This window comes from Bifidobacterium dentium JCM 1195 = DSM 20436 (genome assembly GCF_001042595.1).
GTDB classification, from domain to species: Bacteria; Actinomycetota; Actinomycetes; order Actinomycetales; family Bifidobacteriaceae; genus Bifidobacterium; species Bifidobacterium dentium.
This window is the reverse complement of sequence record NZ_AP012326.1, coordinates 1,898,607-1,915,144: the sequence shown is the minus strand read 5'-3', so window position 1 is coordinate 1,915,144 and position 16,538 is coordinate 1,898,607. Positions and strand designations below refer to the sequence as shown.

General features: G+C 57.3%; 10 protein-coding genes and 2 pseudogenes. 8 read left to right on the top strand and 4 right to left on the bottom strand.

The window, feature by feature from the left end:
• Positions 1 to 286 precede the first annotated feature (286 nt).
• The 5 genes and pseudogenes from nrdD (at position 287) to BBDE_RS08135 (ending at position 10,133) form a co-directional block, all read left to right on the top strand.
• The gene (gene nrdD / locus BBDE_RS08150; RefSeq protein WP_003839167.1) at positions 287 to 2,686 is read left to right on the top strand and encodes an anaerobic ribonucleoside-triphosphate reductase; all 2,400 of its coding nucleotides are present in this window, start codon (positions 287 to 289) and stop codon (positions 2,684 to 2,686) included.
• Between the two features lie 148 nt (positions 2,687 to 2,834).
• Entirely contained in the window at positions 2,835 to 3,548 is a 714-nt protein-coding gene (nrdG, locus tag BBDE_RS08145) for an anaerobic ribonucleoside-triphosphate reductase activating protein (RefSeq protein ID WP_003839168.1), read from the top strand.
• A gap of 207 nt (positions 3,549 to 3,755) precedes the next feature.
• Positions 3,756 to 7,271, top strand: a pseudogene (locus tag BBDE_RS08140) (acyl-CoA dehydratase activase-related protein); the annotation flags it as partial.
• A gap of 27 nt (positions 7,272 to 7,298) precedes the next feature.
• Positions 7,299 to 8,630: pseudogene (locus BBDE_RS11705) on the top strand (activase); the annotation flags it as partial.
• 231 nt (positions 8,631 to 8,861) lie between these two features.
• A complete protein-coding gene (locus BBDE_RS08135) occupies positions 8,862 to 10,133 on the top strand; it encodes a glutamate-cysteine ligase family protein (protein WP_012902403.1) in 1,272 nt (423 codons plus the stop codon).
• Positions 10,134 to 10,231: 98 nt separating this feature from the next.
• On the opposite strand, the gene BBDE_RS08130 is transcribed toward BBDE_RS08135, so the two are convergent.
• Positions 10,232 to 10,984 (bottom strand): gluconate:H+ symporter, encoded by a 753-nt coding sequence (locus BBDE_RS08130; RefSeq protein WP_003839175.1) that lies wholly within the window; start codon positions 10,982 to 10,984, stop codon positions 10,232 to 10,234.
• 73 nt (positions 10,985 to 11,057) lie between these two features.
• Positions 11,058 to 11,831: a glucose 1-dehydrogenase gene (locus tag BBDE_RS08125; RefSeq protein ID WP_003839176.1), complete on the bottom strand. Its 774-nt coding sequence runs from the start codon at positions 11,829 to 11,831 to the stop codon at positions 11,058 to 11,060.
• Between the two features lie 248 nt (positions 11,832 to 12,079).
• On the opposite strand from BBDE_RS08125, the gene BBDE_RS08120 reads away from it, so the two are divergent.
• Positions 12,080 to 13,096 (top strand): LacI family DNA-binding transcriptional regulator, encoded by a 1,017-nt coding sequence (locus BBDE_RS08120; RefSeq protein ID WP_012902401.1) that lies wholly within the window; start codon positions 12,080 to 12,082, stop codon positions 13,094 to 13,096.
• A 10-nt stretch (positions 13,097 to 13,106) separates the two neighbouring features.
• On the opposite strand, the gene BBDE_RS08115 is transcribed toward BBDE_RS08120, so the two are convergent.
• The gene (locus tag BBDE_RS08115) at positions 13,107 to 13,271 is read right to left on the bottom strand and encodes a hypothetical protein (RefSeq protein WP_003839181.1); all 165 of its coding nucleotides are present in this window, start codon (positions 13,269 to 13,271) and stop codon (positions 13,107 to 13,109) included.
• Positions 13,268 to 13,435 carry a 2,5-diketo-D-gluconic acid reductase A gene (locus tag BBDE_RS08110; RefSeq protein WP_012902400.1) on the bottom strand — a complete coding sequence of 56 codons (168 nt, stop codon included), beginning with the start codon at positions 13,433 to 13,435 and terminating at the stop codon, positions 13,268 to 13,270. The genes BBDE_RS08115 and BBDE_RS08110 overlap by 4 nt, the downstream gene beginning before the upstream one ends.
• A 107-nt stretch (positions 13,436 to 13,542) precedes the next feature.
• Between BBDE_RS08110 and BBDE_RS08105 the strand changes: the two genes are divergently transcribed.
• Both BBDE_RS08105 and BBDE_RS08100 read left to right on the top strand, forming a co-directional pair.
• Complete coding sequence (locus tag BBDE_RS08105; RefSeq protein ID WP_033489063.1) at positions 13,543 to 14,172, top strand: TetR/AcrR family transcriptional regulator; 630 nt, start codon at positions 13,543 to 13,545, stop codon at positions 14,170 to 14,172.
• A 204-nt stretch (positions 14,173 to 14,376) separates the two neighbouring features.
• The gene (locus BBDE_RS08100) at positions 14,377 to 16,503 is read left to right on the top strand and encodes a beta-galactosidase (protein ID WP_003839187.1); all 2,127 of its coding nucleotides are present in this window, start codon (positions 14,377 to 14,379) and stop codon (positions 16,501 to 16,503) included.
• Positions 16,504 to 16,538 lie beyond the last annotated feature (35 nt).

Below are 16,538 nucleotides of genomic sequence, written 5' to 3'. Positions count from 1 at the left end.
CGCCATGTATGGATCGCACGCGGTTGCGCACGCCTACCCCCGCGTATATAGTCCTCTGTGGAGCAAATGCCAAACGACACTCCGGAACCGGTATCGTTACCTTTGTCACACAAATCAGATAATGGCGGAATGGCGCCGAAAAGTGCCATATCTAGTTCCTATGGCGGCGTGCCTCTACTAGATATAGTGCTGGGGATGACGTAGAGTACTTGAAGCCGATATAAACAGGACATGCGATGCGAAGCATGGAGACCAGTCGGAAGGCCCGACTCGGAAAGGACGAGAAATGGAAACTCAGGTTCTGGGCGCGATGAACGCGACCTCCGCAACCACTGCGGAGAAAGTGCTCGTCGAGAAGCGCGATGGTCGTGTGGTCGATTTCGATCCGATTAACATCATCAGCGCGGTGAAGTCCGCCTTCGCCGATCTCGACAAGAAGATCGGCCCGCAGGAAGAGCAGATGATCCGTGGTATCGCCAACCAGGTCGAGGCTGAGATCAAGGAACGCTACAACGGTCCGGCCAAAATCGAGGACATCCAGAATCTTGTGGAGCATGGCCTGATCGAGGATCACCTGTACGACGTGGCCCGCACCTACACCAACTATCGTCTGAACAAGGATATCGAACGCGCCAAGGCCACCGATATCAACGAGGCCGTAAGCCGACTGGTGAATCGTGACGAATCCTTGGTGCGTGAGAACGCCAACAAGGATTCCAACGTGTACTCCACCCAGCGTGACCTGCTGGCCGGAGCCGTCTCCAAGGCATCCGCCTTCTCCATGCTGCCGGATGCCGTGTCGAACGCGCATATGAAGGGCGACATCCACTTCCATGATGCCGATTACTCGCCGTTCACCGCACAATCCAACTGCTCGCTGCCGAGCTATTGGGATATGCTCGCCAACGGCTTTACCTTGGGCAACGCCCCGATGGGTTCGCCGAACAGCATCAGCATTGCGGCCACGCAGATCACCCAGATCATGAAGGACGTGGCCTCCAGCCAGTACGGAGGGCAGACCGCCAACCGTGCCGACGAGCATCTGGCCGAATACGCCAAGAAGGATTACGCCAAGTTCCTGGAGCAGGCCCACGAGATCATGCCCGACGACCTGCCGATCGAAATCGCCGAGCGTCAGGTCACATTGTCCAAGAACGTCGAGCCGAAGCGCCTGCACTTCGAGGCCGATCGTGCTCCGCTGCCGATGGACGAGCCGTTCCACAAGGAAGCCGGACGCCTGGAACAGTTGCGCGAGGTCTGGGCGAAGATCCAGACCCGCAAGGCCATCTATGACGCCATGCAGACCATGGAATACCAGATCAACTCCAACCGTGTGTCCAACGGGCAGACCCCGTTCGTGACCGTCGGTTTCGGTTTGGGCACCGACTGGTTCTCTCGTGAGGTACAGCGTGCCATCTTCCTCAACCGCATCCGCGGCCTCGGTTCCGAACACCACACCGCCATCTTCCCGAAGCTGGTGTTCTCCGTCAAGCATGGCATCAACGCCGACGAGGGCGATCCGAACTACGACATGAAGCAGCTCGCGCTCGAATGCGCCACCAAGCGCATGTACCCGGATGTCATCTTCTACGAGAACATCGTGAAGATCACCGGATCCTTCAAGGCTCCGATGGGCTGCCGTTCCTTCCTGCAGGGATGGATCGACCCGAAGACCGGCGAGGACGTCGAAGACGGCCGTATGAACCTCGGCGTCGTGACCGTGAACGTTCCGCGCATCGCGTTGGAATCCCACGGCGACAAGGAACGTTTCTGGAAGATCTTCGACGAGCGCATGGCCGTCGCCCATCAGGCATTGCAGTACCGCATCATGCGATGCAAGCAGGCCGCACCGGTCAACGCCCCGACCCTGTTCCGCTTCGGTGCATTCGGTCGTCTTGGTGCCAGCGACAGCGTCGACCAGCTCTTCCGCAATGAACGCGCCACCGTATCCCTCGGATACATCGGCTTGTATGAGGCGACCAGCGTGTTCTATGGCAAGAATTGGATGCGCGACCACGGCTGGGACCCGCAGGGTAAGGAATTCGCCCTGTCGATCGTGCGCCGCATGAACGAATTGTGCAAGGAATGGTGCAAGGCCGAGGGGTATCACTATTCCGTGTACTCCACGCCGGCCGAATCCCTGACCGACCGCTTCAACCGCATGGACCGCGAGAAGTTCGGCGAGGTGGAAGGCGTGACCGACCACGACTTCTACACCAATTCCTTCCATTATCCGGTGTGGCTGCAGCCTACCCCGATGGAAAAGCTCAATTACGAGAAGGACTTCCCCTATCTCGCTTCCGGCGGCTTCATCAACTACTGCGAGTTCCCGTGCCTGCAGGCCAATCCGAAGGCTCTCGAGGCCGTATGGGATTACGCCTACAACATCGGCATCGGCTACCTTGGTACGAACACTCCGATCGACCACTGCTTCATGTGTGGTTTCCAGGGCGACTTCGAACCGACCGAAGAAGGCTTCAAGTGCCCGGAGTGCGGCAACTCCGACCCGGACAAGTGCAATGTGACCAAGCGCACCTGCGGCTATTTGGGTAACCCGGTGCAACGCCCGATGGTGCACGGTCGCCATGAGGAGATCGCCCATCGCGTCAAGCACATGAGCGGTGAGACCGGTCATGTCATGCTGCAGGACGGCTCCGAACGCGAATGGTTCGAAGAGGCCAAGTAAAGTCATGTAATGCCCCTCATGACGAGGGGCATCCGACGAAGCTTGGTAGGGAGGGATCAGGGAGCCTAGACTTCACTGTCCCTCCCTTCGTCATACTTCGCATGCCACCTCCCTTGCGAGAGGGGTATGTGTTATCGAGGAGGCAGATGTGATCAGCAGCGTCAGCACGGCGATCAAACGACATGATTTCGCGCCGAACGAACATGATCGTGGGCCGTTCATCCCCACCGAACGCTCCAATAACCCCAAAGCCGGCCAATGGACGAACCGGATGAGTCACAACATGGTGGCCGACTACAAACGTTTTCTCATGACCGATGGCGAAGGGATTCGCTGCTCATTGTATGTTTCGGGTTGCCCGTTCTACTGCGAAGGCTGCTATAACTCCTCGATCTGGGATTTTCAGGCCGGGCATGAGTACAATGACAGACTGGAAGCGCAGATTCTCGAAGATGTCGGGCAAAGCTTCGTTCAGGGCATTACCTTCCTCGGCGGCGAGCCGATGCTCAACACCGGCATCCTGATTCCTTTGGCGCGCAAGATCCGCGAACGGTACGGACATACCAAAGACATCTGGTGCTGGACCGGCTATACGTGGGAGGAGCTCATGCGTGAAGGCGAAAGTCCCGACAAGCGAGAGCTACTTGAGTTGGTCGACATTCTTGTCGATGGTCGTTATATCAAGGATCTGCATGACTCGTTGCTGCAGTTCCGTGGAAGCTCCAACCAACGCATCATTGACGTGCCGAAATCACTGGAATCCGGCGAAATCGTCATTTGGCCGAAACTGCACGACCAACTCCGCGTCATTCCGGAAATCTACGGCAAGGACCGTGCCGCGGGGGAGGGGGACGCTTCCTGAAGGGTGTCCCCTTGACCATCTTGAAAACTATACAGGCTGACTAAAATAATTGTCTAAATTACGCCTTGTGTCGCGCGAATCATGCGGCACGATGGTCGCTTAGGCGTGGCCACAGACTACCATTACATATTTGGATAACCGGGCCATGGTCACCTGTGGGGACACGGGGGAGGCCTACCGGCACTACGAATAGGTATAGAGGTATACATGGTTGAAGCAGCAGATACCGCGGTCGAATCCCGCGATACGAAGCCGTTGCGTGTAGGTCTTGACATCGGTTCGACCACGGTGAAGGCCGTGGTGCTCGACCAGACCGACGCGCTCGATGGCGTGCTCTTCTCCGACTATCGTCGTCATCACGCCAACGTACGCGCCACAGTGGCGGGACTGCTTGAAGACATTCACAAGGAACTCGTGGCTCGGGATCGTGGCGATGAGCCGATCCGACTGGCCATTACCGGCTCCGGCGGCCTGGCTCTGGCCGACAATCTCCATGTACCATTCGTGCAGGAGGTCATCGCCGAGACCCGCGCCATCGATCAGGAATATCCGCAGGCCGACGTGATCATCGAACTCGGCGGCGAGGATGCCAAGATCACCTACTTGAAGCCGACTCCGGAACAGCGCATGAACGGTTCATGCGCCGGCGGTACCGGCGCGTTCATCGACCAGATGGCCACCCTGCTCGACACCGATGCGGCGGGGCTCAACGACATGGCCAAAAGTTACGAGACGCTCTATCCGATTGCTTCGCGATGCGGCGTATTCGCCAAAACCGATTTGCAGCCGCTCATCAACGATGGCGCGGCGAAGCCCGATCTGGCTGCCTCCATCTTCACCGCCGTGGCCACACAGACCATCGCAGGCCTGGCTTCCGGCCGACCGATTCACGGCACCGTGATCTTTCTTGGCGGGCCGCTCTTCTTCATGTCTGAACTACGCGAAGCCTTCCACCGCGCCCTTGAAGGCAAGGTCGACGAATTCATCGTGCCGACCGACGCTCACCTGTATGTGGCCTTCGGTTCGGCATTGTTGGCGGGCGAGCCCGACCAGCTGGAAGACGGCGTTCATTTCGAGGCACGTACCTGCGAGGATATTCTCGAGAATCTCGAGGATTTGAAGAATCTGCCTGCGAACACGCCGACCATGCCTCCGCTGTTCCCGACCGAAGCGGAACGTGAGGCGTTCAACGAACGTCATCATCGCGAGCATGTGCATATCGGTACGCTGGAAGGTGCAATCGGTCCTCATTTCCTCGGCATCGACGCCGGATCGACCACCATCAAGGCGACGCTGGTGAACGATGACCGTGAAATCGTATGGTCATCATACGCGACCAACGAAGGCAGCCCGCTGACCGCCGCCGTGAACATCGTCAAGAAAATTCAGAACGAACTGCCGCAAGACGCGTGGATCGCGCGCTCCTGCGCAACCGGTTACGGCGAAGGCCTAATCACCACTGGCCTGCACCTTGACGAAGGCGTGGTTGAAACCATGGCCCATTACCGCGGTGCCGAAATGGCGAGCCCGGGCGTCACCGCCGTCATCGACATCGGCGGCCAGGATATGAAGTATCTGGCCATTTCGGACGGCGTAATCGACTCCATCGCCGTGAACGAGGCCTGTTCCTCGGGCTGTGGCTCGTTCCTGCAAACCTTCGCGCAATCCATGGGCCTGACCATTCAGGAATTCACGCAGGCGGCCCTGAACTCCACACATCCGGTGGATTTGGGCTCGCGTTGCACCGTCTTCATGAACTCATCCGTCAAGCAGGCGCAGAAGGAAGGCGCCTCGATGGAGGACATCGCGGCCGGTTTGTGCTACTCCGTGGTGCGCAACGCCTTGTATAAGGTCATCAAGCTGCGTGATTCGGGCGAACTCGGTGACACCGTGGTGGTGCAGGGCGGTACGTTCCTCAATGATGCCGTGCTACGCGCCTTCGAACTGCTCACCGAACGTGAGGTCACCCGACCGAACATCGCGGGCCTCATGGGTGCGTATGGAGCGGCCCTGACCGCGCGCATGCATTATTCCGATGTATCCGACGGACTTGATGGCGAACCTGACGATGCGGCGAACACCGGCATCAAGCAGATCGTGATCGACGGCGTGACGCACACTGCATCGAACATCATCTCCGGCGAGGACCTCGACCACCTGTCGATGACCTCCGAACGTGACGTATGTAAGCTATGCCAGAACCACTGCAAGCTCACCATCACCACTTTCCAGGACGGCTCGCGCTATGTGACCGGCAACCGCTGCGAACGCGGCGGCGACTCCAAAAAGCAACGCTCCGACAGGCCGAACCTGTACGACTACAAGTACAAGCGTTGCTTCGCCTACCGCAGGCTCACCGACAAGAAGGCCACCCGTGGCGAAATCGGCATTCCACGCGTGCTCAACATGTATGAGAACTATCCGTTCTGGTTCACGCTGCTCACTTCGCTCGGCTTCAAGGTAATGATTTCCGGCCGTAGCTCGCACGAGCTGTTCGAGACCGGCATCGAATCGATCGCCTCCGAGAACATCTGCTATCCGGCCAAACTGGTGCACGGCCATGTCAAATGGCTGCTCAACAAGGGCATCAAGACCATCTTCTACCCGTGCGTGTCATATGAGGAGAACCTGGTTCCGGACACCGACAACCATTACAACTGTCCGGTCGTGGCCAACTATCCGGTGGTCATCGGTGCGAACATGCCCGAACTGCGTGAGGAAGGCGTGCGCTACATGCGCCCGTACTTCAACATGGCCAACCACGAACTTATGATCGACCGTATCGTCGAGGAGTTCGCCTGGGCTGACGTGACCCGCGAGGAAGCCGAGACCGCGGTTAAGGCCGCCTACGCCGAAAACGAGGTGTTCAAGCACGACGTGCAGATGGAGGGCCTGAAGGCGCTCGCCTACATGAAGGAACACAACTGCCGCGGCATCGTGCTTGCGGGCAGGCCCTATCATATCGATCCGGAAGTCAATCATGGTATTCCGGAAACTATCTGCGCGCTCGGCATGGTGGTGCTCTCCGAGGATTCGATTTGTGAACTGCAGCCGGGGCAGAAGCTCGCCCTGAGCGAATTCCTGGCCGAGGGCGAGGAGGATCCGCGTAAGAAGAACGCCAACGGATTCCGCCATGTCGGTGACCGCAAGGTGACCAAGATGCCATTGCGCGTCACCAATCAGTGGGCCTACCATTCCCGACTGTATGCGGCCGCCAACTTCGTGGCCTCCTATCCGGGGCTCGAACTCGTGCAGCTCAACTCCTTTGGCTGCGGTCTTGACGCCATCACCACGGATCAGGTGTCCGAAATCCTTGCGGACAAGGCCGACGTGTACACCATGCTGAAAATCGACGAGGTGTCCAATCTGGGTGCGGCCAAGATTCGACTGCGTTCGCTCAAGGCCGCCGTCGAGGAGCGCGAACGCAATCACAAGCGCGCCGTTGCCGCATCCATGCCCACCAAGCAGGATCAACCCGGCAATGCCGACGCCGTAGCCGACGCCAAAGCCAAGCTTGACGAGGTCAAGGCACAGCTCAAGGCCGCTGAGGCTGAGCTCAAGGCCGCCGAAACCGCGGCCATCAAGCAGGCCGGACAGGGTGGATTCCGCAAGACCGGTTCCGCCGCCCCGACTCCGGGCCGTCAGATCATGCTCGATACGGTGATGAAGGCCAATCCGAAGCTTACCGAAGCCGTGAAGGCCGCATCCAGGCGTGCCGCTGAAAATGGCATCGGCGAAAGTCGGGAAGGCAAGAAGACGGCTCATAATTCCGCCACCATGTCGAAATATGCGAACCGCATTCCATTCGGCAAGGATATGAAGGACTACACCATCGTGGCTCCGCAGATGAGCCCGATTCACTTCTCATTGGTGGAATCCGTGATCCGTTCCGGCGGTTATAAATTCGACATTCTCAAGCACGCCAGCCGCGATGATGTCGAAATCGGCCTGAAGTACGTGAACAACGATGCCTGCTATCCGGCCATCATGGTTATCGGCCAGCTTGTGAATGCGATTCTGGAAGGCAAGTATGATCCGGACACCACTGCGCTCGCCATCACGCAGACCGGCGGCATGTGCCGCGCCACCAACTACTTCGGCCTGATCCGCAAGGCGCTGGTGGATGCCGGCTATCCGCAGATTCCGGTCATTGCCATCTCCACTCAAGGTATCGAAGACAATCCGGGCTTCAAGGCGACCCCATCTCTGCTGCATCGTGCCGTCAAGGCGCTGGTCATCGGCGATCTGCTGATGAAATGCCTGTATCGGGTGCGTCCGTACGAAGTGACCGCAGGAAGTGCCGACAAGCTGTATGAGACGTGGGATGTCATCGTGCGTGAAACGCTTGAACATCACGGTTTCTCCAAGACGGCACGCAAGTTCATCGGCAAAGGGTATCTGCCGTATCAGGAGCTTGTCAAGGAAATCGTCAGGTCCTTCGACAAGTTGCCGTTGAAAGACGAGCCGCGCAAGGTGCGCGTCGGCGTAGTCGGTGAGATTCTGGTCAAGTACCAGCCGGATGCCAACAATCACGTGGTCGATGTGATTGAATCACAGGATTGCGAGGCCGTGGTGCCGGGAATCATGGAGTTCATGACCACCCGTCCGTACATTGCCGACTGGAACGAGCACTATCTCGGCATGGGTGGCAGCAAGCTTGGCTATGCCTTGATGCGTAAGGGCTTGGACCTGTATTTGAATCCGGTGCGCAAGGCAATCGGTCTGGCAAACGGCAAGTTCTCCCAGGACCTGCCGATGCCTGAACTGGTCAAGAAGGCCGGTGAGGTCACTTCCGTGGGCGTACAGGCCGGCGAAGGCTGGCTGCTGACCGCCGAGATTCTGGAACTCATCGAATCGGGATGCCCGAACGTGATTTGTGCGCAGCCGTTCGCCTGTCTGCCGAACCATGTGACCGGCCGAGGCATGTTCGGCAAGATTCGGCGTCTGCATCCGGAGGCCAACATCGTATCCATCGACTATGATCCGGGCGCTTCCGAAGCCAACCAGCTCAACCGTATCAAGCTGATGATTTCGGCGGCGAAGAAGGCGTATAGGGCCCACCAGTCTGAGCCCGCAGCCTAGTGCCTTCCTCAATCTGCCGACGCTGAAACGGTCTGAGCGTCGGTAGTTTGGAAGTCGTCCCAATCTGCCGACGGTGAGACGGTCTGAGCGTCGGTAGATTGAGATCAGCCTCAATCTACCGACGGTGGCGGGCCCTCAGCGTCGGCAGATTGAGGTGGCGTATAAGCGTTATCGATTTTCCATATAGCGGTTCCTGCGTTGCGGATGCCGATTTTCGTTAGGATGACCATCATGACAGCACCAAGAATTACGTATGCGCACCTGCTGACCGAGCCGAACCCGAAGCATGTGGAAAGCCTGGTCAAGTTTTTCGAATCCGGTTGCCAAGGCCGTGGAACCGGTGGCTTCGGTGTGGAGATCGAACACCTGCCGGTGCACAACAGTGACGATACCGCCGTGAACTATTACGAGGAAAACGGTATCGAGGCGTTGTTGAACCGTATTCGTCCATACTACGACGAAAGCAAGGAATACTGGGAGAACGGACGTCTTGTCGGGCTTGGACGTGAGGGCATTTCCGTTTCCCTCGAGCCGGGTGGCCAGCTCGAATGTTCGCTCGGCATCCTGCATAAACCCGAGGAACTGAGCAGACTGTACGGTGCGTTCCGACGTGAAGTCGATCCGGTGCTTGATGAGTTGGATTTCCGTTTGGTGAACTATGGCTACCAGCCGAAATCGGGCTATGCCGATATTCCCGTCAATCCGAAGGACCGGTATAAGGCCATGACCGCCTATCTTGGCCGCGTCGGTCAGTTCGGCCCGTGTATGATGCGATGCTCGGCTTCCACACAGGTGAGCATCGACTATGTTTCCGAGAGGGATGCGATTGCCAAGTTGCGTTTGGGAACGGTTATCGGTCCGATTCTGGCATGGTTTTTCCGTAACACCCCGTATTTCGAAGGGCAGGAAAATCCTTATCCGTTGCTGCGTCAACGCATGTGGGATTATTTGGATTTCCAACGCACCAATGTGATTCCCGGACTGTTTGACCCGCGTTTCGGTTGGGAGGATTACGCGGTGGATGTGCTGTCCACACCGCTGATGTTTGCCGATCTGACGCATACGCCGGAGGCACTGGCCACACCTGGAGCCGATTTGCACCATCCTGCATTCTACGAGAACGCGAACGATGCATATCCGGATCGTGAGCTTAACGCATATGAGATCAATCATGTGATCTCCACGCATTTCAACGATGTTCGTCTGAAGAATTTCATTGAATTCCGTCATTGGGATTCATTGCCGATCGCACGTGCGCAACGGCTTACTGAAATCATTGGCTCGCTGTTCTACGACTCCACGAATCGTGAACGTCTCGAATCATATTTCGATGGCATTCGCGAGGAGGATGTGCTTGAGGCCAAGGCGAATCTGCAGGCACGTGGACGCCAGTCCGCTCCTTATGGCAATTCGCTGGAATTCTGGCAGGAATTCCTGGGACTGGAGGGTGTACTGGCCGACGAGCCAGGCGATCCGAAGCATCCCAACGTGTTTCAGGCATAGGGCCGAGAGTGCCGGTTTCAATCGGCCTGCGGTCGGCTACTGATAAGAAAAGCCTGTGGGGCATGCCGTTGCTGCCCCACAGGCTTGGATGTTGCTTGTCAGATGAATAGTGACAAGCCCAGTATGGAGACCAGTCCGGTTACGGACATTACCGTAGTGGCGGTGGTCCAAGACAGGAACGTCTCCTTGAGCGAAAGACCGAAATACTCTTTGATCATCCAGAAGCCGGCGTCGTTGACATGATCTGCGATGACCGATCCTGCACCCACTGCCAGCACCATCAATGCCGGATTGACTGAAGACATCGCCAGCATGGGAGCGACCAGTCCGGCGGCGGTGAGAGACGCCACGGTCGCGGAGCCAAGGCAGACTCGTAATACTGCGGCCACCAGCCAGGCGGCAATCAGCGGAGACATGTTGAGATTGGCGAACAGCGAGGATACGTAATCAGATATGCCGCCATCGACAAGTACCTGCTTGAATGCGCCACCGCCGCCGATAATCAGCAGCATCATCGCTATCTGCTTGACGGACTCGGTCATCGACGTGCTGATTTCGGACACGGTCTTTTTGCGGGCGAATCCCATCGACCAGATTGCGAAAAGCAAGGAAAGCAGCATTGCGGCATCAGGTGCCCCGACGACTTGGATGGCCTCGTTCACCGGATTGCTTTCCGGCAGAATGAAAGAGCAGATCGTTGCGATGGCGATCAGAATGACCGGCATCATGGCGGTCAGTACGGAGATGGCGAAGCTGGGGGTCTCTTCCTCCTTGAATTCTTTGAAATCACCGAGTACTGCGATGTCGATGTTTGTGCGATATAGATCCGGGCGAACGCGATGCAGGAGCATGTTGAACAGCGGACCCGCGACAATGGTGGTACCTTTATGTTTCTTGGTATGAGGTCATGTATTTGGCGATATGTCAGCGAAGCAGGTATCCGCCGTCGACGGGGAGCATGACACCGGTCACGTAATCGGATGCCGTGGAGCACAGGAACACCATCGCTCCCATCAGTTCCTTCGGCTCTCCCCAGTGGCCCGCCGGAATATGTTCTCGGATTTCAACGCTTCGTACTGGATCCTCTTGCAGGGCCTTGGTCATAGGAGTGTTGATGTAGCCGGGAGCGAGACCATTGACCTGCACATTGTAGGGGGCCAGGGCATCGGCATAGGCTCGGGTCAGTCCCATGACTGCATGCTTGCTTGCCGCGTACGGAAAGATGAACTTGCCCGCCCGATAGGACTGCATGGAACCGATATTGACGATTTTGCCGCTTTTTTGCTCAATCATGATCTTTGCGACTTCGTGGGAAAGGTAGTACAGGGCGTTGAGATTGAGTTCGATGACGGCTTTCCAATCCTCGTCGGGGAATTCCACGAGTTCATGTCTGCGTTGCATGCCTGCATTGTTGATGAGCACATCGATTCGTCCAAATTCCTGCATTGCCTGTTGAACGATCTTTTTGGCCGCACCTGGCTCCGTGATGTCCTGCAGCATGAATACTGCCTTGCGTCCATTGGTCTCTACGGCAGCTCGGGTCTCCTCCCACCCTTGTCGGTCGTAGGAGACGATGAACACATCCGCGCCGACTTTGCTTACGGCTTGGGTGTAATACTGCCCCAAGCCACTTGCGCCGCCCGTGATGAGTACGACTTTATCCGCCAGATTGAAGCTGTTGAGTGAGAACTCTTCCATGATGCCTCCGTTGGCTTTGTGATGGTTAGTTTAACGATACATCTTCTGGTAATCAACATTCTTTGTTGTGTTAGGTGTATCGATACCCCTATGATAAACACCATATGGACGATTGTCAATCCACATGGCCTCAGGTCCTTGGGGCACAGGGGACTGAAGCATGTCGGATGGGCGTGTCGTTGACGGAACGGACTCGATGAAGAAGGGGCGGTACAATGATTGACTATTCCGACGGAAAGGGAGTTGCTATGGCAAAGGCGACCATTGCGGATATCGCACGTGAGGCGCAGGTGTCGGTGACGACCGTGTCGCGTTTTATTAACGGAAACTATGGGAAGATGAGCGCGGCTACGAAATCTCGCATTCAGGAGACTGTGGATCGTCTGGACTACAGGCCGAACGCATCGGCAAGGCGGATGCGTCAGCAAAATACGCATGTGGTGGGTGTCGTGGTCGCTGATATCTCGAATGTGTTTTCGTCATTGCTGTTCAAAGGCATCGATGAGGAGTTGCGTCCGGCTGGATACGATGTCATGCTGATGAATTCCGATAATTCTCTCGAGGAGGAGCGTGCCGAAATCAACCGTCTGTTGTCTCAAAGGGTTGATGGGCTGGTGATTCAGCCCAATGCCTCCGATTTCAACGCATATTCTTCCATTATCACGGCGCGCACGCCATTGGTCGTCGTGGATAGGGAGCCGGAGAATCTTCCCGATTCCGTATCGAGAGTGATGTCGGATAACGAGGATTCATGCATGAGGCTAGGTAAGCGACTGGTGGATGCTGGCTATGACAATGTCTTGGTGCTTTCGCGTATGAAAAGCGAGATTTCCGCACAGGCTCATCGAGTGGAGGGGTTGCGGAAGGCCGCAGATGAATCCGGTATTCTGATGATTGCGATTGATGTCAAGGACAATGACGTCGACTGGATCGAGCGAAAGCTGTCCATCGCGTTGGGTCATCTGAGCGGTAGGACCGCGATCGTGTCGTTGATGGGGCCGTTGCTGTTCGATGTGTTGGCGGTGTTGCGCGCCTTGGGCGTCGGTTTCCCGGATGGCGTCGGTCTGGTCAGTTTTGATGATTGGCGCTGGAGCCAGTATGTGCACGATGGCATCTATTTGCTGGAGCAGGATCCCAGAGAGATGGGGCGCGCCGCCGCGCATGATCTGTTGTTGCAGATTCGGGCGAAGGAAAACGGGATTCCATATGAAGGAGACGGGAGTGTGGTGCTTCCCGTCTCCTTCGTGGAGGCTCCGTCGATCTGATGGTGCCTTGCTAGGCCGTGACGTTTCCGCGCGCTCGCTGGTTGGCCCGGGACTGGGATTGACTGAACGTGTTGGGGTCGCCGGAAATGCGCATGGCAGGATTGTGCAGGGCTCTGATGGCCTGCATCTCATCCGGATCCAGCTTGAATCCGAAGACATCCAGGTTCTGTCTCATGCGTTCTCGGTGTCGATGTGCCGGTAGCCGATTTCCAGAGCCTGCTCGATGGCCTGCTGCGTAGCGGTTGCCGGAATCTGATAGGTGCCGAAACCGATCTGAGGAATGGGGACGGAATTGTTGAGTTGCATGTTTGGGACCGCTGGGATTGATGGCTGCGTCATAGCGCTCCTTTGTACAGACGTTAGGAAAACGATACACCATGATGTGTGTGTCGGCGAACGGGGCCGTGTTGGCCGTGGGGTGGATGCTGGTCGGTAGACTGGGATGCATGACTGGTGCGGGGAAGAAACGTGTTCGCAAATCTCCTGAGGAGCGTAAGGCCGAAATCGTTGCGGCGGCGGTCAAGCTGATAGGGGAGAAGGGCTTCTATGGCACGTCGTTGAAGGACATCGCCGATGAGATCGGTATGAGTCAGCCGGGGTTGCTGCACTATATCGGCAATAAGGAGAACCTGCTGTCGATGCTCGTCACCGATAACTATGACGCTTATGGAACGCCGCGGGATTTCATGGAATCGGGCTTGCCCGGCAGTGATCCGAACGGCATGAGTTTTCCCGCATATCTGCGGTTTCTGGTGCGGTACAACGCGAAGCGACAGAGTCTGTTGCAGCTTTACATGGTGTTGGAGTCCGAAGGATTCAGCCCCGAGCATCCGTTGCATGACTATTTCGAAGAGCGCCCGAACCTTGTGTGGGAGCATTATTCCGAATATCAGTGGAATATTCCGCCTGAGGTCGGTGGATGGCGGAATATGCGGCCGACGGTGCGCATGTGTCTGGAGGCGATGGATGGCATTCAGTTGCGATGGATGCGCAAGCCTCCGATCGACCTGTACGATGAGTGGCTGCTCTTCGAGAGGATCATCTTCCCCTCCCCGGTGTGGGATAACTACCGGTAGGCTTCGTCGCCTGACATCTGCACTCATGCGTGCGGACTCGCATGCTTGCGAGAGGTATTGTTTTCTAATGGATGTTAGATAAGACATGCCTGATTTCTCGCCGTTTTTGACAAATTGCCGTGTCGAGATATATCTTCTTTATATCTAATAACCGTTAGATATAAATGCAAGTGCATGTCAAGGAAGACAATAGAAAGAGGAGCCATGAGTCGCAACAGCGTGGACCATATCCTTTTCGGCGCCGCCTACTACGACGAATACCTCATGATGAAGGGCATCGATCGTATCGATGAGGATATGAGGATGATGAAGGACGCCGGGCTCAACGTGATTCGCATCGCCGAATCCACGTGGAGCACCTGTGAACCCCAACCGGGCAAATTCGACTTCACCTATGTGGACCGCGCCCTCGACGCGGCCCAGCGCGCCGGCATCGACGTCATCGTCGGTACGCCGACCTACGCCGTGCCCGGCTGGCTCGTCAAGCTCGACCCGAGCGTGCTCGCCGTCACCCCGAACGGCGAAGGCAAATACGGCGCACGCCAGATCATGAATATCGTTAACGCCACCTACCGTTTCTACGGTGAGCGCGTGATCCGCAGGCTCATCTCCCACGTGGCCGACCATCCGGCGGTCATCGGCTATCAGGTGGATAACGAGACCAAGTACTACGATTCGGTCTCCGACGACATGCAGCGTCTGTTCGTCAAATACCTGTACGAGAAATTCGATGGCGACCTCGATGAGATGAACCATCACTTTGGCCTCGACTACTGGTCCAATCGTGTGGACTCCTGGGAGGACTTCCCGGATGTGACCGCGACCATCAACGAATCCCTCGGCGGTGAGTTCGACAAGTTCCGCCGCGACCAGGTGCGCGCCTTCCTGCAGTGGCAGGCCGACATCGTGCGCGAATATGCGCACGACAACCAGTTCATTACCCACAATTTCGATTTCGAATGGCGTGGTTATTCCTTCGGCGTGCAGCCGGCCGTCGACCATTTCAAGGCTTCGACCGCTGTGGACATCACCGGTGTGGACATCTACCATCCGACCGAAGACGATCTGACCGGCAAAGAGATCGCATTCGGCGGCGATATGACCCGTTCCACCAAGGACGGCCGGAACTACCTGGTGCTCGAAACCGAAGCGCAGGGCCAGCACGGCTGGGTTCCGTTCCCGGGTCAGTTGCGCTTGCAGGCATACTCCCATCTGGCCTCCGGCGCCGACATGGTGGAATACTGGCACTGGCATTCCATCCACAATTCATTCGAAACCTACTGGAAAGGCCTGCTGAGCCACGACCTGGAACCGAACCCGACCTACCGTGAGGCCGGCGTATTTGGTCGCGAAATCGCCAAGCCAGAAGTGGGGGAGCGTCTTGTCCACCTGAAGAAGCGCAATAAGGTGGCCATCATGGTCTCCAATGAATCGCTGTCCGCGCTGGACTGGTTCCTCATCGAATCCGGCTTCCCGTTCGGTGGCGGCCTCAAGTACAACGACGTGGTGCGCAATGTGTATGACGCGTTGTTCGAACTCAATGTGGAATGCGACTTCATACCGTCCGACGCCGACGCCGAACGCCTTGCCAGGTACGGGATGATCGTGACCCCGGCCCTGTACTGCACAGGCCAGAAAACCACTGACCGTCTGCGTAAGTTTGTGGAAAACGGCGGCCATCTGGTCTCCACCATGCGTTCCTTCGTCTCCGACGACGAGGTGAGCGTGTGGGCTGACCGCGCTCCGCACAACCTCACCGACGTGTTCGGCATGACCTATAACCAGTTCACCCGCCCGAACGGTCACGTATCCGTGGAATTCGCCGGCGCGCTCGAAGGCGTTCCATCCACCCAGGCGCTTTCGCTGATCGAACTGGTGACCCCGGCTGACGGCACCGAAGTACTTGCCACCTACGGCCACTATGCATGGAAGGATTATGCGGCCGTGACCCGCAACACCTTCGGCAAAGGCAGCGCCGAGTGGATCGCCACCTTGCTGGATGCCGAATCGATTCGCGCCGTCATGCGAGAAGCCGTGGAATATGCCGGGGTCGCGGGCGCCGGCACTGCGCTCGCAGGTCGGATTGCGGTTCGCCAGGGCACGAACACTCAAGGCGAGACGGTGACGTATCTGCTCAACTATTCCGCCTCCGACGTCACCATCGCCAGTCCGGTGCCGGGTGAGGTGGTGGTCGCGCCGGTCGTAATCGCCTCGGAAGGCGAGATCGACGAGGTGGCCACGGCCGATGTTGCGCTGAAAGCGGGCGATGCCGTTGCCATCGGTGACGAACTGACGATTGGCCGCTGGAACGTGGTCGTTATCGTCGGTTGAGACGAATCCGCCCGGCGCAGGAGATTTGTCGACCG